We start from the raw sequence: 21,986 nt of genomic DNA, 5'->3' as shown, positions 1-21,986 counted from the left end.
CAAGCACTTTTTCACCTATTTATGCATTTTTCTTCACGAGGCTAAGGATTGAGGGGTATTGCCACGTCCGAAGCACCTCGCGATCGGTTCAGCAACTAACGGCCGATTCCGGGCTAGATCTGCCGCGTGAAGCGCACGCCTGTGTTCAGCAGCATCCGGACGTCGCCTTGGGACTTGCCTTCCGCGTAAATGCGCAGGATGGGCTCCGTTCCGGAGGCGCGCAGCATCAGCCAGGAGCTGTCCTGTGCAATGAACTTGACGCCGTCAAAGGTCTTAACCTCGGCTAGCGGGGAGCGCAACAACCTGGCTGGCGGGTTCTTTCCCAGGTGTTCGACAAGCGCCGCGCGCTTCTCAAGCGGGAAATGGGTGTCAATGCGCCCATACTCGTGGGGGCCGAACTGTTTGACCAGCTTGGCCAGAAGCTTGTTGACGGAGAGCCGCTCGACCGCGAGCAACTCCAGGAGCATCAAGCCCGCGGCAAGACCGTCACGTTCGGGGATGTGCCCGGGGAATCCGATGCCGCCGCTTTCTTCGACGCCGAGCAAGACCCCCCCTTTGATCATCTCGGTGACGATGTATTTGAAGCCAACGCCAGTCTCAATCAGATCCAACCCGTAAGCGGCGCACATGGCGTCCACCATCGAGGTAGTGGTCAGGGCTTTGACAACCCGTCCCCTGCCCTGCCGGTTGACGACCAGATGATGCAGCAGCAGGCAAATGATCTGGTGGGTGGTGAGATAACCGCCGCGTCCGTCCATGCCGCCGACGCGATCGGCGTCACCATCAGTCACCAGGCAGATGTCGTGCGGGTGCTTCTTTAGAAATGCCGCACTGCGCGTGTAGTTCTGTTTGATGGGTTCCGGGTTGATGCCGCCGAAGAACGCGTCGTGCTGACCGTTCAGCGTTGTCACGCGGCAGGTCGTGCCCGCGAGCAATGTCTCGAAACAGCCTGCGCCAACGCCGAAAAGCGCCTCGTGGGCGAAGCGGAGGCCGGACTTGGCTACCCGCTTGAAGTCCACCAGTTGTTTGACGGCAGCGTAATGGGCCGGTCGCAGGTCCTTGATTTTGAGCTGTCTGGCTTTGACCGCATCAGCCAATGGCGTGGTTCGGACTGGGCCCTTATTCAGGAACGTCTCTATCGCCGCGCAAGTGGCGGCGTCGGCGGAGCCGCCGTAATGCGATTTGAGCTTGAAGCCGTTGAAGGCCGGCGGGTTATGGCTGGCCGTGATCATTACGCCGCCAACCGCGTGCTGGTCTTTTACGGCATACGAAACGGAGGGCGTGGGGGTGGGACAGGGCGTCAGGACGACCTGGAAACCGTTCCCGACAAAGACCTCGGCACAGCAACGGGCAAATGCGTCCGACGCAAAGCGGCGATCGTAGCCGACGATGACCTTCTTCTCGGTGCCAGCCACAGAATTTGCGCTCCAGAACTCAGCGGCGGCTTGCGCGACGCGCGCCACGTTGGCAAAAGTGAACTCATCGGCAATGATCGCTCGCCAGCCGTCCGTTCCGAACTTAATGCTCATAATCTGTGAATGTGGCCATCGCCCTAAAGAACGTATCGCTCAGCCTTGGATTCTGAATTCACGGTGGCCGTGGCCGGGGCACTATTGGCCTTAGAGGCAGCAAGCTCAACGATCTTGCGCATTTTCCTTACCGCCGCACCCAAACTCGGACGGCCGAAGAGGGTGGTGCCACTTATGAACGTGTCGGCTCCGGCGCGCGCGCATTCGGCTGAGGTTTTGAAGTCAATCCCGCCATCCACGCCGATCTTGTAGTCGAGACCCTTATCGCGCCGCCAGGCGTCGGCCTGTTGGATCTTTGGGAGCGTTTCGTATATGAACGACTGCCCGCCAAAGCCGGGGTTGACGGTCATAATCAGCAGGTAGTCAATCTGTTCAAGGTAGGGCTGAACCATGGAAATGGCCGTGGGCGGATTAATAGCCAGGCCGACCTTTCGGCCTAGCGACTTTATCTTCCAGAGCAACGGGGTAACGGCCTCTCCCAGTTCCACGTGAATGCTCATTTGGTCTGCGCCGGCCCGGGCGAACGGATCGAGCAGAATCTCGGGCTTGGAGCACATCAGGTGAGCGTCGAAGAAGAGCTTTGAGAGTGGGCGGATTGTCTGCACCACTGCCGGGCCAAAGGAAATATTCGGCACGAAATGGCCGTCCATGATATCGAGGTGCAGCCAGTCGGCGCCGGAGGTGTTCACACGTCTTACTTCGCGGGCTAGCCGGCCGTAATCCGCTGCCAACAGCGATGGCGCTATAATCATCCCGCTACGCTAGAGAGTGGAATGTGAATTGTCGAACAAGGAATTCCAAATCCCGTCTGAGGCAATAGCAGGATTCAGCCGAATTACTGCCTGCTCCCCCGCAAACCGGGTGTAACCAGCCAACCCCACCGACAGCCGCCGCAACCACTGGCTCCACCCGTCGCCCAAGCCTGAGGCACCCCACGCCCAAGCCGACAATGGCTATGGGACGGCGTCAATCCGGCGGGACTACGGTGTGGTTCCCATGGGGGTCGGTCCCCATGGGATACACACCGGGGTATAACGGGTGTCAAAGGGTTGTCGCACCGGGGCAGCTACTCGGTATAGGTTTAGGGGACTGGTTGAACCTAAATGCCCCGGACCCCCTGAAATCCAACCGCGGCGCGGCGGACTCCTGACCTTGCAAGTGGCTGGAATTGCAGTGGTTAAAACGCAACCAGAACCTTGACTGTGGTTTCCAGGGTTCTATGATGGATCGGTTGCGGCAGTAACTGCAGGTCCTCTAAGCTGTAGCTGGCGCTGGGCTGCCCAATCCGGGCAATTTAGGCGGGGTCGGCTTGGTAGGGGCTTCCGGCAGCGGCGTGCCCGCCGGAGCGCCTTGAGGGGGCCCAACTTCCGGTCGCGGTGGCGGAGAAGTAAACTTGCCGGTCTTCACGATCTCTTCGACTTGTTGGCCGTCCAAGGTCTCGTATTCGAGAAGCGACTTGGCAATCAACTCCAGCTTGTCAATGTTGGTTGTGAGCAGGGTCTTGGCGTTCTTGTATGCGTCGTCAATGATTCGCTTGACTTCGGCATCAATTTCCTGCGCGGTGAATTCACTATAAACTTTGGCGCGGGAAACCTCGCGGCCGAGAAAGACGAACTCGTCGTCCTCCCCATATTGCACCATGCCCAGGCGGTCACTCATGCCCCATTGGGTTACCATGGCCCGGGCCATGGTCGTCGCTTGTTGAATGTCGCCCGCAGCCCCACTGGAAATATCTCCCGAGATGATCTCCTCGGCGATGCGGCCGCCCATCATGACCGTGATCAGGTCGAGCATCTCCTTGCGGCGGCGGTTGAGCACATCGGTCTTGGGCAAAGACATGGTGGAGCCAAGCGACTGGCCGCGGGGAATGATTGTAACTTTGTGCAATGGGTGAGTGTGTTCGAGCAGAACATTGAGCAGCGCATGGCCAGCTTCGTGCCAGGCCGTAAACTTCTTGTCTTCGACCGTCATGGCGAGACTGCGGCGCTCGCGTCCCCAGCGCACCTTGTCGCGCGCCTCCTCCAATTCCTCCATGTTCACGGCCTTCTTGTTCGTGCTGGCTGCCAACAGCGCGGCTTCGTTCAGCAAATTGGCCAGTTCCGCACCGGAATAGCCTGGTGTCCCGCGGGCAATGACCGACAAGTCCACCGACGGCGATAGCTTCACATTCTTGGCGTGAACTTTCAGAATCGCCTCGCGCCCACGCACGTCCGGCAGGCTGACGGTTACTTGGCGGTCAAAGCGTCCTGGGCGCAAGAGCGCAGGGTCCAGGACATCGGGGCGGTTCGTTGCCGCGATGATAATGATTCCTTCCTGCGTGTCGAAGCCGTCCATTTCGACCAACAGCGCGTTGAGGGTTTGCTCGCGCTCATCGTTGCCACCGCCCAGGCCGTGTCCTCGGCTGCGGCCGACAGCATCAATCTCGTCTATGAAGACCAGGCATGGCGTGTTGCGGCGCGCTTGTTCAAACATGTCGCGCACGCGGCTGGCGCCGACGCCGACGAACATCTCAACGAAGTCCGAGCCGCTGATGCTGAAGAAAGCGGCATCGGCTTCTCCGGCAATGGCTTTGGCCAGCAGCGTCTTGCCCGTGCCAGGAGGACCGATCATCAGGATGCCTTTAGGAATGCGTCCGCCGAGACGCTGGAACTTCTTCGGGTCCTTGAGGAATTCAACCAGCTCGGATACCTCATCGATGGCTTCCTCGATGCCAGCGACGTCTTTGAAGGTCGTCTTGTTGCGCTCCTTGGCCAGCAGGCGCGCTTTGCTCTTGCCGAAACTCAGTGCGCCTTTGCCGGCCATCTTGATCTGGCGAATGAAGAAGAAATAGATCAGTGCGGCAATCACCACGAATGGGAGGACGCTCAGCAGAAAGCTAAATAGCATGGTGTTCGGCTCGCGCGGCTCGAACTGCGGCAGGCTAAGCAGCTTCTTCTCCAAATCAGGCAGCAGCCGTGCTTTGGCGCGGAATGGCACTTCTACTTTGCGATCATTCTGCAGTTTCCAATACTTGCCGGTGATCTCCCTGAGGTCCGGGCTCTGGGGGTTGTAGTTGATGGTGGCTGAGGCAATGCCGTTGGTCTCTACCAACTGCTGGAACCGGTATTGGTTAAGAACCTCGCCCGGGGACTCCATGCGGTCCTTGAACAGCATGAGCAGCGTAAGGCCGCCCAGGATGGCAATCCAGACCACCATGGTGCGCGGCGGGACACGAAATTCCCCACCCTTCTTGGGGTTCTTGCCGCTATCGCTATGTTTGTTGTCGTCAGGCATCTTTAAGCAGGTTGCGCCAAGTTAGCATGGCCGCTCGGGCCCCGCAACTTAACCAATTAAAGCCGCTTCCACCGCCATTGCAAGCGGCGAATCGTGTCCTGTGTAAGCTTGAATCGTTCCGAAATTCGCATCCCCTCGATCCAGAAGACCTCCCCCATCGCTGTGGTTGCCACAATCAGCCGGTGACGCTCCGTTCGCGGCACTTTCTGGTTGGTGAAGATGTCCTGCAGTTTGACTCTACCAGCCATGCCAATCGGCTGAAATCGATCACCCAGCCGCCAGTGCCGCAGGACGACAGGCGACCCGACCTTGTCCGCGTCAAAACACTCCTGTCGAACCGCGGTGCTGGGCCGCTTGCCTCCTCGGCCAGCGTAGATACGCCACTCAATCTTAGCCCCGCCGAATTCCAGCTCCCCTGTCCTGCCTTGCAAGTCCACTTCCGCGGCATCAGCTCTGAACTCCACCGGTGCCGCGTGATGCAAACGCACTAAGCCAGTGTGGTCGCGAACTGCATAGCAAACGCAGCCAGCGAACTCAGCCGGCTGGGCCATCGCTTGGGAACTACCGAGCCGACTTACATCGGCGGCTGCGGCGGTGCGAAGTGTTTGGCTGGCGCCAACTGCCACCGAGCGATTCGGCTTGAGCCGCAGCTGTTCCACCAGTTCGAATTCCGGTGTGATCCCCTGCCCTGCCAATTGCAGTTGCACACATCGCCGCTGCACCGCCACCGGCAGCTTCTCGAACCCCGGCTGATCCCTCTCACCGCTCCATTCCCGCGGCAGCCAACCCAAGGAGGCACCAGTCTTCCCAGCCTTCCGTACTCGCACCTTGGGCCGTGGGCTTGGGGCTTTGGACCTACCCGATTCCCGCAGCCAGGCCTCTGCCGCCTTAACTGCAAACTCCGCTTCGGCCCCCAGGATTTCCATAACCCGCGGTAGGGTCTTGTCCAGGGCTGGCTGATAATTGCGGCGGAGCAGCGGCAGCAATTCATGTCGGATGCGGTTCCGCTGAAAGTCCAACTGTGCGTTGGTGGCATCTTCCCGGTGCCGAAGGCCCTGTTCCGCGGAGAACTGTCGCAACAACTTCTTGGGCTGGTCCAGCAGGGGCCGAATCAATTCGATCGCGCTGTCGTTCGGCGATCGGCTCCGACATTTCATGCCGGTCAAGCCTTCGCCGCCACTGCCGCGCAGCAGCCTCAGGAAGAACAGCTCAAGCTGGTCGTCGGCGTGGTGTGCCAGCGCGATGGCGGGGATTTGCCGGTGGGCCGCAGTGCGGGCCAGAAACTCGTGTCGCACGTAGCGCGCAGCCATTTCCAGGGACAGCTTCAGCGTCCGCGCCAGGCGACGGACATCCACCCGCTCAACTGCCACCGGCAACTTTAACTTCGCCGCCGCGCGGCGGACCAAGCGCTCGTCCGCATCACTGCTCCGGCCCCGAAGCCGATGATTCAAATGAGCGACGGTGAGCCGCCAGTGGTTCTTGCGACTCAGTTGGTGCAGCAGGTGCAATAAGACGATCGAGTCCACCCCGCCGGATACAGCCACCAGTATCCGCTGCCCCGGAAGAAACAGCCTGCGCGTGTGGATGGTTTGCTCCACGTGGCTTTGCAGTCCACTCACACGGGGATGCTATTTCAGCAGCCCTGTCAGGCAAGGAGGATTATGGTGCGGGTTTGCGGGATCATTTTGAATGCTCCGAGGCAGAAGGAAGCAACCGATAACCAGGGCTCTCGGATGGAATACAAAAAGGGCGGCTCGGTTTCCCGAGCCGCCCCCCAACCCAATCACCTCAAACAAAGAAAGAAGAGTAAACTGTGCCGTAACGCTACTCCGTGCGGTTTCTATTTACCAGCCGGGATAGTCCCGGAAATAGCCCCGGGGATTCACCGGTAGAAAAGGGCGGCCCGTCCCAACGAACGAGCCGCCCCCACCTGAACCAGCCACTATGAAACCCAGGCCGACCATCCACTCTTCAATTGCCGGCCCGGCGCAGTTACCAAACCACTGCGACAATGAGACGACGACTGGGCTGTGGGCATTCAAAAATTGTTGGAGCACTCTCACATGCTGTTGGTACTGAATTGACGTGCTTCTGTTCACCGCAGCTGCCTTGGGCCTTGGTCGGTGGTTGCTCGCTGTAGGGCACCTGATAGCTTCTGGATTGTGATCAATAGCGCGGACCATTCAAGTGCCATGATCGAGGTGGAGCCGACCGGCAAGCGCCGTCGTTCGCGCACTGGCCTGCTTTATGGCATCGGAGCCTATGGCATTTGGGGTGTGATTCCGCTCTACTTTCACTTCGTGGCAGAGGTGCCGCCGTGGATTGTGCTGTGCCATCGCATTATCTGGTCGGCGCTCTTCCTGGGGGTGGTGGTATCGGTCCGTGGTGAATGGAAGGCCGTAAAACCCGTGCTGCGTAGCCGCCGCAACTTGCTGTTCCTGACGGGTGGTTCGGCGCTCATCGCCTTGAACTGGTTGATATTCATCTATGCCGTCGGCAGCCATCAGGTGGTGGAAAGCAGTTTGGGCTACTTCATCAACCCGCTACTCTCTGTCGCGCTAGGGGTGATCTTCCTCCGTGAACGGCTCCGCGGCTGGCAGTGGGTGGCGGTCGCTATCGTGGGAGTGGCGGTTGCCAACCTGGCCTTGCGCGGCGCGAGGTTTCCCTGGATTGCGGTTTCGCTTGCCTGTACGTTTGGTTTCTACGGCTTGGCACGCAAGACCTTGGACATCAACTCGCTGCATGGTCTGATGGTCGAAACTGCTATTCTTGTTCCTGCGGCGCTGGTGGCGCTGGCAATCGTCCCGACCCGCATCGTCCCCGCCGCCACGTTGAGCATCCTGTCGCTTTCCGGTATCATCACGGCTGTGCCGTTGCTGATGTTTGGCGCGGCACTGCGGCGTTTGAAGTTATCAACTATCGGTTTCCTTCAGTATATCGGCCCAACTGGTCAACTGCTGGTTGCCGTGCTGGTGTTTCACGAGCCGTTGGACCGGATCAAGCTCGCCAGTTTCGCACTCTGCTGGCTGGGCATCGCTGTCTATACCGCCGACTCTGCCCTTAACCGAGATCAACCGCCCATAGCGGACGAGCCGGAGTAATGCCAACCAAGGGGATAAAACAGTGGGGAGCTTGACGGCTGGGATCGCTTTCCTGTTCCCGGATTCTCACCCACCCGCCACGAAGAAGCTGAAATACCTGTCGCAGCGAGCTTCGCGGAGTAACAGCAGCGCCAACTCACGGGCATGGTAGTCGCCCCACATCGAGCTCTCGCCGTTCGGCACCTTTTGGCCAGCCGCGACATAATCCCAGCCGTTGGGAAGGTGATAGACCGAGTGGAGCAACAGGCCTTCATGCTCTGGGCTGAGCGAGAGGTAGGGTTCGTCAAACAGGGTGTTTGCCACTGTCAGCCCAGCCTGTCGGTAGCGCTCGCCGCTCTTCTCATCGCCCTTGCCTTGAAGGTAGTTGCCCAGGCGAAGCAGGCCCTGCGCGGCGATGGCGGCGGCAGAACTGTCCACCGGCTCCCAGCGGTTGTAGGGGTCGGCAGGCTGGCCGAGGTAGGCGCCAAGCCGATGCAAATTGGGCGCGCCTGAGTCCCACATGGGGATACCGTCCGCGCAGGAGTTGGCGATATAGAAGTCCGCCGTTGCGCGCGCGGCATCGAGGAACAGGGCTCTGCTGGCCGCCAGATCGCGGGGGACGCCAGCCCGGTTATCAGGGGAACCTATCGGCCGCAGAGTCCCCGACGGCGTCTTTCTACTGTTCAGAGTTTCCAGGAATTCAAGTTGCTCCGCGAAGCCGAGAATGGCCCACGCCAATCCGCGCATCCAGGTGCCGAAGGACGAGTAACCCTGTTGGGAGTTGGGGGCGCGATAGCTGCCGTCGTTGATGTTGAAGATGCTCTCGTGAGCGGTTCGTCCGCGCACATCGAACGCATCACGGCCTTTGCCGTAGTAAACACTGTAAAGGGCTGTCGTCTCGGCGTGGTCCAGCAGCCGGTGGAGCAAGGAAATACTCCGGTCCCGTTCCCCACGCAGCACATGGCCGAGTTGGTGCGCCACAGCCAGTGAACGCAATGACCGCACGGTATCCACAAACAGCGAGTGCGGACCGTTGAAGGAATAGATATAACCCCCTCCATCGGCTGTCTTCGTCCACCGCGCCGCCTGCACGGCACCGGAGACTTTCAGCGCCAGCTCATAGAGGTCGTTCTCGTGCTCGTTGAACGGCAGTTTCCCTTCGCGCATCACTCGCCACAGGTTGCCATAGGTAGAGATGTTGTTGAAGCCGTGGTCGTGCACGCCCATGTTCGACACGTGCGGACCCATGAGCTGAATGGTCTTCCGGCGGCCCAGTTCGAGGAAGCGCCTCTCGCCGGTAGCGTCGAACTGAAGCAGGGCCGAGCCAAACTGGAATCCCTGCGTCCAGTCAGTCCAGGCACGCGAGACGTACTTGCCTCTGGCCGTGACCACCGGCGTGCCGTTGGCTGGTTCCCACCTTCTCTCCAGGCTCAATATCTTCTGTGCTGAGAGCTCAAACAACCGTTCGATCTTGGGCTGCAGTTTCTGCGCGGTCAGTCGTGTGTTTATGCGCATGGATATCAGAGTCTCCGCAGATGAAAGCCGCCATCCACGTTTATCACTTCGCCGGTGCTGAAGGGCAGCAGATCCTCAGCAACGGCGGCAACGGCTTTGCCTACGTCTTCTGGGGTGCCCCAACGCCCGATAGGGGTCAACCCCTCCGCGATGAGCCGGTCATACTTTTCCTTTACCGGGCCAGTCATGTCCGTGCGGATGACGCCGGGCCGGATCTCATAGACGTTAATGCCATGTTCGGCCAGACGCGCCGCATATAGCGCTGTGAGCATTGACAGGCCAGCCTTCGCAAGGCAGTAGTCACCCCGATTGGTGGATGCCGTGTAGGCGCTAACGGAGGAGATTGTGATGATCTTGGGTCGAAAGCAGGCGGGCGGCCCTCCTGCCCTGCCCTGTTCGATCATCCACCTGGCCGCTAACTGCGTAAGGAAGTAAGGCGCCTTAAGATTGATGTTGATAAGGCGATCAAAGCTCTCCTCGCTCGCCTCGAGAATGTCGGCACGGGCGCCAGGCGCCACGCCGGCATTGTTCACAAGCATGTCCAGTCTTCCCAGCCTATCCCTGGTGAACCTGACTAGTTCCTCGCGGTCAGCCTTTTGCGCAATGTTGGCCTGGCAGGTCTCTGCCCGGATGGTCTGGCCTGCAGTCCGTGCGGCTGAGAGGCAATCCGAGGCGGTTTGGCGTGCTGCAGCGGTATTGCTCGCGTAGTTGATAACCAAGTCCCAGCCACGCTTTGCCAACTCCAGCGCAATACCGCGGCCAATGCCGCGAGAAGCGCCAGTGATCAGGGCAACCAGGTTCATTGGCGGCCAGCATAGTAACCGAGCCGGGAAGCAAAAGGAAATAGTTTGCCCGGGTGGGGTGGTTATTCCGAGGCGTGCCCGCCCAGGGCGGCAAATCTTTGACACAGCGCGCCGAACCCCTATTCTTAGCCCGTGCGCATCGTTAGGGTACCGCTTGGCAACCGCAGCTACGACATCCAAATCGGGACAGGACTGCTCGCCCGATTGGGTCGCGAGTGTGCGCGGCTGGGCCTGAACCGGTATTGCGCCATCATTTCCGACCAAAACGTTGCGCCGCGCTTCGGCCAGACCGCAAGACGGGGGTTGGCCAGGGCCGGCTTCGTCGCGGAAGTAATCACTGTCCCCGCCGGTGAAACTGCCAAGAGCCTTCGCACGGTTGAGATCTGCTACCACCAACTGGCGGCGCGACGACTGGAACGGAAGTCTTTCATTGTTGCGCTCGGTGGGGGCGTCGTGGGCGATCTGGCAGGCTTCGTAGCCGCCACCTACCTGCGTGGACTCCCCTTTATCCAGGTGCCGACCACCCTGCTTGCGCAAGTGGACAGCTCTGTCGGCGGCAAGGTCGGGGTAAATCTGAAATCCGGCAAGAACCTCGTCGGGGCATTTCATCAGCCGAGGCTGGTGATGTGTGACCTGCGCACGCTCGCCTCATTACCCTTGCGCGAGTATCGGGCGGGCCTCTCTGAAGTCATCAAATACGGCATCATCTACGACTCCGCGCTCTTTGAATTCCTGGAGCGTGACCTGCCCAGGCTGTTGCGACGTGACCTGCGCTCCCTGGCGGCGGTCGTGGCATGGAGTTGCGAGATTAAGGCGGAGGTGGTTCGGCAGGATGAAACCGAGAGCGGCTTGAGAGCCATCTTGAACTTCGGCCACACCATTGGCCACGCACTCGAAGCCACTTCCCATTATGGAAAATACTTGCACGGCGAAGCTATCGCCATCGGCCAGGTCGCCGCAGCGAAGCTCTCGGCAAAGGTGCTGGGGTTGCCGGAAAACGAAGTCGAGCGAATCGAGCGGCTCTTCCAGCGGGCAGGACTACCCACCGAAGTAAAGACGACTATCCCGCAGCGAAGGAAGCTTCTTTCGGCCATGCGTCTGGACAAGAAAGTCAGCGGCGGAAAGGTCAAATTCGTGCTGGCCCGGCGCATTGGCAAAGTCGAGTTCGGCCATCAGGTTCCAACTGCCCTGATCCATCAAGCCCTCAACCCCCACCCCCCAACCCCTATCCCGTAATATGTCCGCTGTGAGCGAAACCATCGTCCGAGAGTACTTCGAACTGCACGAGTTTCTCGTCCGGCAGCACCGCAAGTATGTCGGCCAAACACGACGTGACGAGGAGGACGACATTGACTTCTTTGTCCTCAACCCCCATCCGCAGTCGGCGCCCGGGGCACTGCCGTTCATCCTGAACTCGGACGACCTGCCATACATCGAGCGTGCGATTGTGGTTGTCAAAGGCTGGCACACGGGAACTTTCAGCACCTCCCGGCTAGAGGCATCGCCGGAAATATTCCGTTTCGTCGAGCCTAAAGTGTTCAAGTTAGCAGCGCGCGCGTTCGGCAAGGAGGGCACGCCGATCAAGGTCCTGGTCGTTCCGACATTACCTCAGACCGCAGCCGCCCGCGACGAGAGCATCGCCCTGTTGCGCTCCAAAGGCATTGATGCCGTAATCCCGTTTCGCACCATGCTCGCCGAGTTGGTCCGCAAGACGGCCACCAACCTCAACTACCAGAAGTCCGACCTGCTCCAGATTATTCGCATCCTCAAGAACTACGATTTCTTCAAGGAACCGCAGATGGAGTTGTTCAAGCCGCGGACGGCGAAGCTTAAGAAGGGCTGACCCGGAAATCTCGCGCTGTGGCCGAGAGCTTGGTGTCATCTGCGGCTTGCCAAGGCTAGCGGCACTCTGTTTAATTCGCTCGTGGTACAGCAGCAAACACTAAACGGCTCTGCGAGCTATTCCGGGATCGGGTTGCACAGCGGCAACCGGGTCACCATGACGTTTCTCCCCGCTCCGCCCAACACAGGCATTCGCTTTCGCCGGGTGGACCTGGAGGGCAAGCCGGAGATCGAGGCGCGCGCGGAGAACATCGTCGAGAATAATCGGGCGACAACCTTGGCCAAAGGAAACACGCGGGTGCACACCGTTGAGCACGTCCTGGCCAGTTTCGCCGGGTATGGCATTGACAACGCCATTGTTGAACTGGATTCCAATGAGCCGCCTATCGCCGATGGCAGCGCACGCGAATATTGCCGGATGATCCGGGAGGCCGGCATTGTGCCTCAGGACGAGCGCCGGGACCCGTACATGGTCACAGCGCCGATTCAATTGGAGATGGGGGAGACGGTCATGACCCTCTTCCCAGACGAAACGTTGAAGCTCTCATGCACCAGCGCCGACAGCCAGGGACGGTTTACCCAGTACTACAGCGTCGAGCTTTCGCCGGCCACCTGGGAGCGTGAATTAGCCCACGCCCGCACGTTCGGCTTTTATGAAGAGATCGAATACCTGATCAAGAACGGCCTGATCAAGGGCGGCAGCCTGGAGAACGCCGTGGTGATTCGCGACGATGCGGTGCTCACCACCGAGCCGCTGCGCTATCCGGACGAGTTTGTCCGGCACAAGATGCTGGACATTCTGGGCGATCTCTCCCTGGTGGGCCGGCCGCTGCGCGGGCATGTCATCGCGGTCAAGCCCAGTCACGCGGCGAACTGCGAGCTGGTGCGGCGTATCCTGGCGCAAATGCGCAGGCCTCTGGTTGCAGCGCAGGCGTTTTCCCCGCCACCCGCCGCTCCGAAAGCCCCATTACCCTCCAAGGGTGCGCTCGATGAAACGCAGGCGCAGGATGGCGCCTTGGATATTCAGGGCGTGATGAAGTTGTTGCCGCATCGCTATCCGTTCCTGATGGTGGATCGCGTGGCCAAGATTGAAGGCAACAGAATCGTCGGCATCAAGAATGTCACCGTCAACGAGGCCTATTTTCAGGGGCATTTTCCCGGGCACCCGGTAATGCCGGGCGTTCTGCAACTGGAGGCCATGGCGCAGGTGGCCGGCATTGTGATGCTCAAAAGCGCGGAGAACGCCGGCAAGATCGCCTACTTTATGTCCGCCGAGGATGTGAAGTGGCGCAAGCCGGTGCTCCCGGGCGATGTGCTGGTAATTGAGGTGGAGTTGACCAAGATGCGCGGCAAGATCGGCAAGGCCAAAGGCGTGTGTAAAGTGCAAGGTGAGGTCGTCAGCGAAGCTGCCGTAACCTTCATGCTCGTGGAATCTTAAGGGGCGGCGACATGGTCCATCCAACGGCGATTATCCATCCCCAGGCGCGGATCGGGGCCGACTGCGATATCGGGCCGTATTGCCTCATCGGGGAGCATGTCGAGCTGGGGCCGGGGTGCCGGCTGCGCTCGCACGTGGTGATTGACGGCCACACGCGCCTGGGCCGTGAGAACGAGATTTACCCCTTCGCGAGCATTGGCCTCAAAACGCAGGATTTGAAATGGAAAGGCGGTGTGACGCGCACCGAGATTGGCGACCATAACACCATCCGCGAGTGTGTGACCATCCACAGCGCCACCGGCGACGGCGAGGCGACCGTCATCGGATCGCATAACAACATACTGGCCAGCAGCCATATCGGCCACAACGTCGTGATCGGCAACCGCGTTATCATCTCCATGGCGGCGCTGGCCGGGCATGTGATAGTGGAGGATTGCGCGCTGTTGGGGGGCCTGTCGGCCGTGCACCAGTTCTGCCGGATTGGGACGATGGCGCTCATAGCCGGCTGCGCCAAAGTGGTGCAGGACGTGCCTCCTTACATGATTGTAGATGGCAATCCGGCCGAGGCCCGGGCCGTCAACAAGGTGGGGCTGGAACGAAACGGCGTATCCGAGGAGGCCCAGGCGGCGTTGCGCCAAGCCTACAAGATTCTAATCCGCGATGGCCTGACAACCCCCAACGCCCTGGCGCGGATCGAAAGCGAATTGCCTCCCCTGCCCGAGATCAAGCACCTGGTCCAATTCGTTCGGGCGAGCGAACGGGGGATCACGAAGCAGGAACCCGGAAGGAACAAGGCAGGAAAGGGATGATGAACCAATCTCCGCCGCCGCTGACGCCGGGGACCCTTTACCTGGTCGCGACGCCGATTGGGAATCTGGAGGACATCACGCTGCGGGCGTTGCGCACGCTCAAAGAGTGCGATGTGGTAGCGGCAGAGGACACGCGGCGGACGGGGCAGTTGCTCAAGCACTTCGGCATTGCCAGGCCGCTGCTGAGCTATTTCCAGTTCAACGAGGCCAGGCGGAGCGAAGAAATCATCGCCCGTTTGCGGCGCGGCGAGAAGATTGCGCTGGTGAGCGACGCCGGCAGCCCGGGCATCAGCGACCCCGGCGAGCGAGTCGTGCGGGCGGCGATCACGGCGGGCCTGCGCGTCGAGCCGGTGCCGGGGCCCAGCGCGCTGGTCGCGGCCCTGACTGCCAGCGGGCTCCCGACCGACGAGCTCCACTTCATCGGCTTCCTGCCTCACAAGTCAGGTCAGCGCCGCCGAGAACTGGAGCGGCTACAGGGCATCGCCGGGACGCTAGTCTTCTACGAATCGCCTTACCGCATCGAGAAGCTGCTGGTTGAACTGAACGAAGTGTTCCCCGCGCGCCAGGTCGTTCTGGCGCGCGAGCTGACCAAGAAGTTCGAGGAGTACCTCCGCGGCAAACCGGCCGACCTGCTGACGCTGCTGCAGCGACGCTCGTTAAAGGGAGAATTTGTCGTCCTGGTAGGCAGCGAGACGGCTGGATAGGCTATGAGACAGAGGCTGAACCACGTCGGGCTCTCTGTCACTCGCCCGCCAGGCCCATCATCGGCCTGCGATCGAGGACTTTTGCACGCGATCAGACAAACTTGCCGGGGTTGAGGATGCCGCCCGGGTCGAGGGCGTGCTTGATCGCACGATGGAAGGCGCGGACCTCTGGCGGGACGGCCCGCGGCCACCAGCGCCGCTTGGCCAGGCCGATGCCGTGCTCGCCGGTAATCGCGCCACCCCAACCGATGACCTGGGCGAAGAGTTCGTCCAGCACGGCCTGGCTGCGACGTTTGGCGCCGGGTTGGTTGAAGTCCACCATGACGTTGGTGTGGATGTTGCCGTCGCCGGCGTGGCCGAAGCAGGCGACTGAAAGGCCGTGCTTGCGCTGCAGGCGGGCGGCGAAGTCGAACAGGTCTTCCAGGCGCCCGCGCGGCACGACGATGTCCTCGTTGAGTTTGGTGAGTCCGGTGTCGCGCAGCGCGTAGGAGAATTCGCGGCGGATTTGCCAGACAGCTTCGCATTGAGCAGCGCCCAGGCCAGTTTCAACGAAGAGGGGTTGCTGGGGGGCAAGGATAGCGCGGAGTTGGCGGATTTCCCCGCGAACGGAGCGCTGCTGGCCGTCCAATTCTACAATCAGGTGAGCGCGGCACCCCCGAAGGCGTCCGCTTCCGGTACGCTTGAAGGCGGCCGCTAGCGTGAAGGAATCAGCCAGTTCAAGTGCGGCGGGCAGGAACCCGGCGGCGAGAATGGCGTGCAGCGAGCGAACTGCGGCGCGCATGGACCCGAAACCGACGGCCAGGCAGGCGCGGTAAGGCGGGAGTGGCAGCAGCTTGAGGGAAGCCTCGGTGACGATGCCCAGCAGGCCCTCGGAGCCGACGAACAACCGGTGCAATTCGAAGCCGGTTTTATTCTTGTGCGTGCGACCGCCGAGGCGGAGCACGGTGCCGTCGGCCAGAACGACTTCCAGGCCCAGAACGTAATCTCGGGTGACGCCGTACTTGAGGCAACGCGGACCGCCGGCGTTGGTGACGATGTTGCCGCCAATGAAGTTGTCGGCGCGGCTGGCCGGGTCGGGCGGGTAGAACAGGCCGAGCTTCTCGACTGTTTGCTGCAGCCTGGCGGTATTGACACCGGGTTGGACGACGGCGACGAAGTCCGCCGCGTTGATCTCCTTGATGCGGTTCATGCGCGCCAGCGACAACACGATTCCGCCGCGTACCGGCACGCAACCGCCCACATAGCCGTGCCCCGCGCCGCGCGGGGTGACAGGGATGCGATGACGGTTTGCGAAACGCAGGGCTGCTGCGACGGACCGGCTGCTGCGGGGCAGCACAACGGCATCGGGTTTGTGGGCGGCGAACCATTTATCGCCCGCGTGCTCCGATAGTGCGGCGTCGGCGAAGGTAATTTCGCCCGGCGGCAGGATGCGTTTGAGTTGGGTAAGGAGTTTAGTTTTGCGCGGACTCATCAGGAGGGGTATCGGACGCGAGGAATTCCTGTGCGTCCTTGGCTTCCGCTGCCGGCACTTGCACGAGAATTCCGCCCGCGGCCAGCGCGTAGCCGTCGAGGCTTAGCGCAGAGAGTTCATGCGACACGACGGCGTGGAAGCCGGCGGCTTCCAGACGCGCACGGGTGAGCTGAGCCTCGGCTGGATTAAAAGCGCTGGCGACGGTGACGAGTGACATGGGAGAGTAGCCTACGCTGTTGACGGCTGTTTGAGGTCGGCAAAGACGATGACGCCCGCGCCGGTTTGGAGCTGGCTTTGGACCTGTGCCTCGACCTGCTGGCCGACAGCGTTCTGGGCGTTGTTCACCACGACCATTGTGCCGTCCGGCAAATAACCCACGCCTTGACCCTTGTCCTTGCCCTCGCGCACAATGCGCAGGGAGAGCGTCTCGCCCGGCAACAGGACAGTGCGGAGTGACTTGGCCAGGTCGTGAAGATTGACGCAGTTTACTTTCTGCAACTCAGCGATCTTGGCCAGGTTGTAGTCGTTGGTGTAGAGCTTTGCACGGAGGTTGCGCGCCAGACGCACCAGCTTGCCATCCACCCCCTCCTCGTCCGGGAAGTCGCCGTCGTGGATTTTGACTTCATTGCGCGTGTTGCGCTGGATGCGATTGAGAACATCGAGGCCGCGCCGGCCGCGGGCGCGCTTGATGGTGTCATTAGAATCGGCGATTTGTTGGAGCTCTTTCAGCACAAAGCGCGGCACGACAATCAGGCCCTCGATGACGTTGGCCTCGATCAGGTCGGCGATGCGGCCATCTACAATGACGCTCGTATCCAGCAACAACAGATTGTCAGGTTTGTTCTGGGGCGCGAATCGGATGTAAGGGATGATGAGGGAGAAGTCTTCTTTGTTGCTGCGCATGGCCAGCACCATGCCGATATAGCCGAAGCCGACGAAGAGCGCCATGCGAACCACTTGGCGATGGGGGGCGGCGTCCTTCGGGTCACCGAACAGGCCGGAGTGGTCAATGAGCAGAGCAACGACAGTGCCCAGGAGCAGGCCGAAGGTCGTGGCGGAGAAGGCGCGGAGCGAAAAGCCCTTCAGCATTTCGTCTATAGCAATCATGAGCCACCCGAAACCAAAGCCCGCGACCAGGAACAGGAAGGGATGGGCGAGCCACTCGGGCCGCACTTGGCTAATCGCATATCCGCCACCCGTGCAGAGGGCTAGGAATAGAATACGAATGACCCACAACGCCATAACCCAATCAACTATACGGATTCTTTGGCGATGTCAACGACCCTCGGCCCGGCACCGGGGCGTTGGTCCGGGGCGGCTTCTGTCTCCACAGAATGCCCCAGAGACCCCGGCGATTCAGGTTGCTGGTCGTCACGCTCAGGTTACTGGTCGCGATGGTTAGGTTGTTGGCAATCTGTGAAATCTCGTTTGCAAGAGTGTCGTCTACCAGTAATTTCCCAGCCAATCCCCTGCCCTCCTGCACACCCTCGATCAGGTTGCTCAGGGTGATAGAAGAGGCATGGATATTGGCAGCCGAGGCTTCGATCGCCGCGACAGTCGAGTTGATGGCGGGGGAGTTGGTGGTGAGAAGCTCGCGCGCCGCGCTGGCGACCTGGGTGGCCTGTTGCGAGAAGACCAAGAGGTTGTTGGCTGCGTGGGTGATGGCATTGCTGTTAATCTCCACGAGAGCTTGGACATTGCTCATAGCCGTCACGGAGCGCGCGGAGGCAAGATTAACGTTGGCGATGGTCTCGGCGAGGTTTGTCAGCGATTTCCCACTGAGGAATGTGCTCCGGGCATTGCTCAGCACCTCGCTGACATTCGTGGCGGTGGAGCCGATGTGCTTCAGAAACTCGGCGACCGAGCGTGCCACTTCCTGGAGGTCGAGCGGCGATTCTACCCTGGCTTCGTCCCCGGGCGCAAAGACGGGGCCCTGGTTCTCCGTCGGCAGGATGGCAACGTATTGGTCCCCGAGGAAGCCAGACTGATCAATTGCAAAGCGGGCGTCCTTGAAGATCTTGTACCGCTGGTGAATGCGCAGGGTAATAATGACGTTCGTACCGCCTGGATCCAACTGCATGTCGGAGACATGACCCACTTGAATCCCAGACATCAGCACCTGGGCGCGCACCTTCAATCCCCCAACCGTGGGGGCGCGGAGGAGCAGGTCGTAAGTCGGACGGAAAAAGCTGGCGCCTTTGCTGAACTGGAGCAGCAGCACGGCCAGCAGCGCCAAGCCAATGAAAACGAACAAGCCGACCTTCCATTCAAGCCTTGATTTGTCCATATCAGAAGTAGTGTTCTTTGGGGTCGGAAACGCCTTCAATGAAGCGCCGGACAACCGGATCCGGTGAATTAAAAATCTCGTCCGGCGTCCCCACCGCGTAAATTCGCTTGTCGTGCAGCATCAGGATGCGCTGGCCGAGCCGGCGCGTACTGCGCATGTCATGCGTCACCACCACCGTCGTCACATCCAGACGGTCCCGGACTCGCAGGATGAGCTGGTCAATGCTGTCGGAGACAATCGGGTCCAGCCCCGTGGTGGGTTCATCATACAAGACAATTTGAGGCTTGTAAATAATGGCGCGCGCCAGGCCGACCCGCTTTCGCATGCCACCCGACAGCTCGGAGGGCTTCTTGTCCTCAGTGCCGGGCAAATCCACCATTTCGAGGACTTCGGCTACCTTCCTGCGAACTTCTCTCTCGGGCAGCGAGCGATCGCGGCGAAAGGCGAAGCCGACATTTTCAGCCACAGTCATGGAATCAAACAGGGCGGCGCTTTGAAACAACATGCCGAACTTCCGGCGCACTGGCAGCAATTCACGCTCGTTCATCGCGGCAACGTTTTGACCAGCAATGAACACTTCGCCGGCGTCGGGTTTGAGCAGGCCAATCAGGTGTTTAAGCAGGATGCTCTTCCCACCGCCGCTGCGGCCGATGATCACCGCCGACTCGCCCTTCTCAATTCGGAAACTCACGCCTTCCAATATCCGGTGCGGTCCGAAGCCTTTCGTAAGATCGCGGACTTCGATCATAGCGTGTGGAAGATCTGGCCCAGGGCGAGCGTGAGGAAGAAGTTGGAGATAAGGATCGCGATGGAGGAATACACGACCGCCTCGGTGGTGGCGCGCCCGACGCCTTCCGCCCCCTCGCCGCAGTACATCCCTTTGTAACAACCGACCAAGGCCACAATACCGCCGAAGATCACCGCTTTAATCAAACCAACTGCGACATCGGCCGTATGAGTGTAGCGGAGCATGTTGTACCAAGAGTACACGGGATCAATGCCCAGCAGGAAGACTCCCACCACGTAACCCGCGCCAATCCCGACGGCGATGGCTTCCGCCGTCAACAGGGGCAGCGCGATGTGCAGCGCCAGCAACCGCGGCACGACGAGGTAGTCCACGGGATGGGTCGCCAAAGTGCGAAGCGCATCAATTTGCTCAGTAACCCGCATGGTGCCCAACTCGGCGGCGATGGCCGCGCCGACGCGGCCGGCGACCATCAGGCCGGTCAAAACCGGCCCGAGTTCGCTGCACATGGAGACGCTTACCACCGCGAGCGTAGCCGTGTCCATGCCGACCTTGTGGAACTGGAAATAGGTTTGGGCGCCAAGGACCATACCCGTGAAAGCGCCGGTGATTAGGACCACGGACTGGGACTTCACACCGGTGAAGTAGACCTGATATAGGAGGTCCCGCCAGGCCACCTGCAGGCTGAAGAGCGACCCGATGGACTCTTTTGACAGGAGAGCGATCCGGCCCAATCCCTCCAGCCATCCCGCCATCCATTGCTTGCCCATGGAATTCATAGCCGCGACCAAGATAACAGTCCGGTGACGCGGTCGCCAATTGTTTCAGGATTCCCCATTCCGCCCGGCGCGCCGGCCCTAGCCGAAAACGATTCCCTGCGCCAGCGGAAGTTCTTTTGAGTAGTTGACGGTCACGGTTTGGCGGCGCATGTAGGCCTTCCAGGCATCGCTGCCGCTCTCGCGGCCACCGCCGGTTTCCTTCTCCCCGCCGAAGGCCCCGCCGATTTCCGCGCCGCTGGTGCCGATGTTCACATTGGCAATGCCGCAGTCGCTGCCACAGGCAGAAAGGAACCGTTCGGCTTCGCGCAGGTCGTTGGTGAAGATGGCGGAACTGAGCCCTTGGGGCACCGAGTTGTGACAGGCGATGGCCTCGTCGAGAGTGCGATAGGTGATGAGGTAGAGAATCGGCGCGAATGTCTCCTCCCGGACAATTCTCATGTCGTGTCGAGCGGCGACCAGGCACGGCCGCACGTAGCACCCCCCGGGGTAGTCCGGCCCCCGCAAAGGTTCGCCGCCGTAAAGGACTTGACCACCCTCCTTGCGCACCTCGGCCAGCGCAGCCTGCATATCGGCGACGGCGCGGGCGTTGATCAGGGGCCCCATGAGGGTTCCCGCGTTGAGCGGATTGCCGATGCGGACCTGCCCGTAGGCTTCGACAAGGCTGCGGGTGAGGGGCTCACGCAGGGATTCGTGCAGGATGATCCGACGGGTGGTAGTGCAGCGTTGGCCGGCGGTGCCAACGGCGCCGAACAGGATGGCGCGCAGGGCGAGGTCCAGGTCGGCGGTGGGGGTGACGACGATGGCGTTGTTGCCCCCCAGCTCCAGGAGTGACCGACCCAGGCGGCGGGCTACAACCTCTGCCGCATGCCGGCCCATTCGGGTTGAACCAGTGGCGGAGATCAGCGGAATACGCGGATCGTTTATAAGGCGCTCACCGACCGTCGCCCCATCACCAATCACCAGGCTGAAGATGGCTGGGTTAACCTTGTTGGCGCGACAGATGCGCTCGGCGATTCGGACGGTGGCGATGGCAGTGAGCGGTGTCTGGCTCGAGGGCTTCCAGAGGGTAGCATCGCCGCAGACCGCCGCCAGGGCGCTGTTCCAGGACCAGACGGCGACGGGGAAATTGAAAGCGGTAATGACGCCGACGACGCCCAACGGATGCCACTGTTCCATCATCCGATGTTGTGGGCGTTCCGAGGCGATGGTCAGGCCGTAAAGCTGGCGCGAAAGACCGACGGCGAAGTCACAAATGTCAATCATCTCCTGCACTTCGCCCTGGCCTTCAGCCAGGATCTTTCCCATTTCAAGCGTTACCAGCCGCCCGAGGTCGCGCTTGGCGTTGCGCAAGGCATTGCCGAGTTGGCGCACAATTTCGCCACGTCTTGGCGCCGGCACGAGCTGCCATTCGCAGAAAGCTTCCTGCGCGCGCAGGATGGCGCGTTCGTAATCTTGCGCTGTGGCCGTGCGGACGGTGGCCAAGGCCCTGCCGTCAATTGGGGAGATGCACTTCAGCGCTTTGCCGCTGCCAAGCCATTCGTCGCAAAAGACGCCGGGATTCTCAGCCTTCAAACCGAGCCGCTGCAAGGTCGCGACTGTGGAGGTCGAAGCAGTCAGGCGCGTCTTGGATCGTCGGGTGGAAGTCATAATTTAGACCAGTAGTGATCAGGGGTGTTTCATTTAAAAGCGTTTGCGACAAGAATGCTGCGTG

General features: G+C 60.8%; 19 protein-coding genes. 6 read left to right on the top strand and 13 right to left on the bottom strand.

Annotation, left to right across the window (positions count from 1 at the left end; translation table 11 throughout):
- Positions 1 to 113: 113 nt before the first annotated feature.
- From P5205_16260 to tilS, 4 genes are all read right to left on the bottom strand, one after another.
- Positions 114 to 1,529 (bottom strand): phosphoglucomutase/phosphomannomutase family protein, encoded by a 1,416-nt coding sequence (locus P5205_16260; protein HSA11915.1) that lies wholly within the window; start codon positions 1,527 to 1,529, stop codon positions 114 to 116.
- 23 nt (positions 1,530 to 1,552) lie between these two features.
- Positions 1,553 to 2,281, bottom strand: a complete 729-nt coding sequence (gene rpe / locus P5205_16255; protein ID HSA11914.1) for a ribulose-phosphate 3-epimerase — start codon at positions 2,279 to 2,281, stop codon at positions 1,553 to 1,555.
- A gap of 502 nt (positions 2,282 to 2,783) precedes the next feature.
- Complete coding sequence (ftsH, locus tag P5205_16250; protein ID HSA11913.1) at positions 2,784 to 4,802, bottom strand: ATP-dependent zinc metalloprotease FtsH; 2,019 nt, start codon at positions 4,800 to 4,802, stop codon at positions 2,784 to 2,786.
- A gap of 56 nt (positions 4,803 to 4,858) precedes the next feature.
- Complete coding sequence (gene tilS, locus P5205_16245) at positions 4,859 to 6,421, bottom strand: tRNA lysidine(34) synthetase TilS (GenBank protein HSA11912.1); 1,563 nt, start codon at positions 6,419 to 6,421, stop codon at positions 4,859 to 4,861.
- 543 nt (positions 6,422 to 6,964) lie between these two features.
- Here tilS and rarD point away from each other — a divergent pair.
- Positions 6,965 to 7,903 (top strand): EamA family transporter RarD, encoded by a 939-nt coding sequence (gene rarD / locus P5205_16240; GenBank protein ID HSA11911.1) that lies wholly within the window; start codon positions 6,965 to 6,967, stop codon positions 7,901 to 7,903.
- A gap of 66 nt (positions 7,904 to 7,969) precedes the next feature.
- Here rarD and P5205_16235 read toward each other — a convergent pair whose 3' ends face one another.
- The gene (locus tag P5205_16235; protein HSA11910.1) at positions 7,970 to 9,397 is read right to left on the bottom strand and encodes a glycosyl hydrolase; all 1,428 of its coding nucleotides are present in this window, start codon (positions 9,395 to 9,397) and stop codon (positions 7,970 to 7,972) included.
- A 5-nt stretch (positions 9,398 to 9,402) separates the two neighbouring features.
- Positions 9,403 to 10,200, bottom strand: coding sequence for a 3-ketoacyl-ACP reductase (locus P5205_16230; protein ID HSA11909.1), 798 nt, complete (start codon positions 10,198 to 10,200; stop codon positions 9,403 to 9,405).
- A gap of 132 nt (positions 10,201 to 10,332) precedes the next feature.
- On the opposite strand from P5205_16230, the gene aroB reads away from it, so the two are divergent.
- The 5 genes from aroB (at position 10,333) to rsmI (ending at position 14,993) form a co-directional block, all read left to right on the top strand.
- Positions 10,333 to 11,436 (top strand): 3-dehydroquinate synthase, encoded by a 1,104-nt coding sequence (gene aroB, locus P5205_16225; GenBank protein ID HSA11908.1) that lies wholly within the window; start codon positions 10,333 to 10,335, stop codon positions 11,434 to 11,436.
- Position 11,437: 1 nt separating this feature from the next.
- The gene (locus P5205_16220; GenBank protein ID HSA11907.1) at positions 11,438 to 12,043 is read left to right on the top strand and encodes a hypothetical protein; all 606 of its coding nucleotides are present in this window, start codon (positions 11,438 to 11,440) and stop codon (positions 12,041 to 12,043) included.
- Between the two features lie 81 nt (positions 12,044 to 12,124).
- The gene (locus P5205_16215) at positions 12,125 to 13,480 is read left to right on the top strand and encodes a bifunctional UDP-3-O-[3-hydroxymyristoyl] N-acetylglucosamine deacetylase/3-hydroxyacyl-ACP dehydratase (protein HSA11906.1); all 1,356 of its coding nucleotides are present in this window, start codon (positions 12,125 to 12,127) and stop codon (positions 13,478 to 13,480) included.
- A gap of 11 nt (positions 13,481 to 13,491) precedes the next feature.
- Positions 13,492 to 14,289, top strand: a complete 798-nt coding sequence (lpxA, locus tag P5205_16210) for an acyl-ACP--UDP-N-acetylglucosamine O-acyltransferase (GenBank protein ID HSA11905.1) — start codon at positions 13,492 to 13,494, stop codon at positions 14,287 to 14,289.
- On the top strand, positions 14,286 to 14,993 hold the full coding sequence (rsmI, locus tag P5205_16205; protein HSA11904.1) for a 16S rRNA (cytidine(1402)-2'-O)-methyltransferase: 708 nt from the start codon (positions 14,286 to 14,288) through the stop codon (positions 14,991 to 14,993). The genes lpxA and rsmI overlap by 4 nt, the downstream gene beginning before the upstream one ends.
- Positions 14,994 to 15,084: 91 nt before the next feature.
- On the opposite strand, the gene P5205_16200 is transcribed toward rsmI, so the two are convergent.
- The 7 genes from P5205_16200 to P5205_16170 all read right to left on the bottom strand — a co-directional run bounded on the left by P5205_16200 (position 15,085) and on the right by P5205_16170 (position 21,922).
- Positions 15,085 to 16,464: an FAD-linked oxidase C-terminal domain-containing protein gene (locus tag P5205_16200; GenBank protein HSA11903.1), complete on the bottom strand. Its 1,380-nt coding sequence runs from the start codon at positions 16,462 to 16,464 to the stop codon at positions 15,085 to 15,087.
- On the bottom strand, positions 16,445 to 16,681 hold the full coding sequence (locus P5205_16195) for a hypothetical protein (GenBank protein ID HSA11902.1): 237 nt from the start codon (positions 16,679 to 16,681) through the stop codon (positions 16,445 to 16,447). Before P5205_16195 ends, P5205_16200 begins: the two co-directional genes overlap by 20 nt.
- Positions 16,682 to 16,692: 11 nt before the next feature.
- Positions 16,693 to 17,706 (bottom strand): TRAM domain-containing protein, encoded by a 1,014-nt coding sequence (locus P5205_16190; GenBank protein ID HSA11901.1) that lies wholly within the window; start codon positions 17,704 to 17,706, stop codon positions 16,693 to 16,695.
- Positions 17,707 to 17,713: 7 nt separating this feature from the next.
- On the bottom strand, positions 17,714 to 18,751 hold the full coding sequence (locus P5205_16185; GenBank protein HSA11900.1) for an MlaD family protein: 1,038 nt from the start codon (positions 18,749 to 18,751) through the stop codon (positions 17,714 to 17,716).
- Between the two features lies 1 nt (position 18,752).
- The gene (locus tag P5205_16180; GenBank protein HSA11899.1) at positions 18,753 to 19,499 is read right to left on the bottom strand and encodes an ABC transporter ATP-binding protein; all 747 of its coding nucleotides are present in this window, start codon (positions 19,497 to 19,499) and stop codon (positions 18,753 to 18,755) included.
- On the bottom strand, positions 19,496 to 20,275 hold the full coding sequence (locus tag P5205_16175) for an ABC transporter permease (GenBank protein HSA11898.1): 780 nt from the start codon (positions 20,273 to 20,275) through the stop codon (positions 19,496 to 19,498). The genes P5205_16180 and P5205_16175 overlap by 4 nt, the downstream gene beginning before the upstream one ends.
- 78 nt (positions 20,276 to 20,353) lie before the next feature.
- The gene (locus P5205_16170; GenBank protein HSA11897.1) at positions 20,354 to 21,922 is read right to left on the bottom strand and encodes an aldehyde dehydrogenase family protein; all 1,569 of its coding nucleotides are present in this window, start codon (positions 21,920 to 21,922) and stop codon (positions 20,354 to 20,356) included.
- Between the last annotated feature and the right edge of the window lie 64 nt (positions 21,923 to 21,986).

The sequence above is a fragment of the Candidatus Paceibacterota bacterium genome, assembly GCA_035452965.1.
GTDB lineage: Bacteria > Verrucomicrobiota > Verrucomicrobiia > Limisphaerales > UBA8199 > UBA8199.
This window is presented reverse-complemented; position numbering and strand designations above follow the sequence as displayed.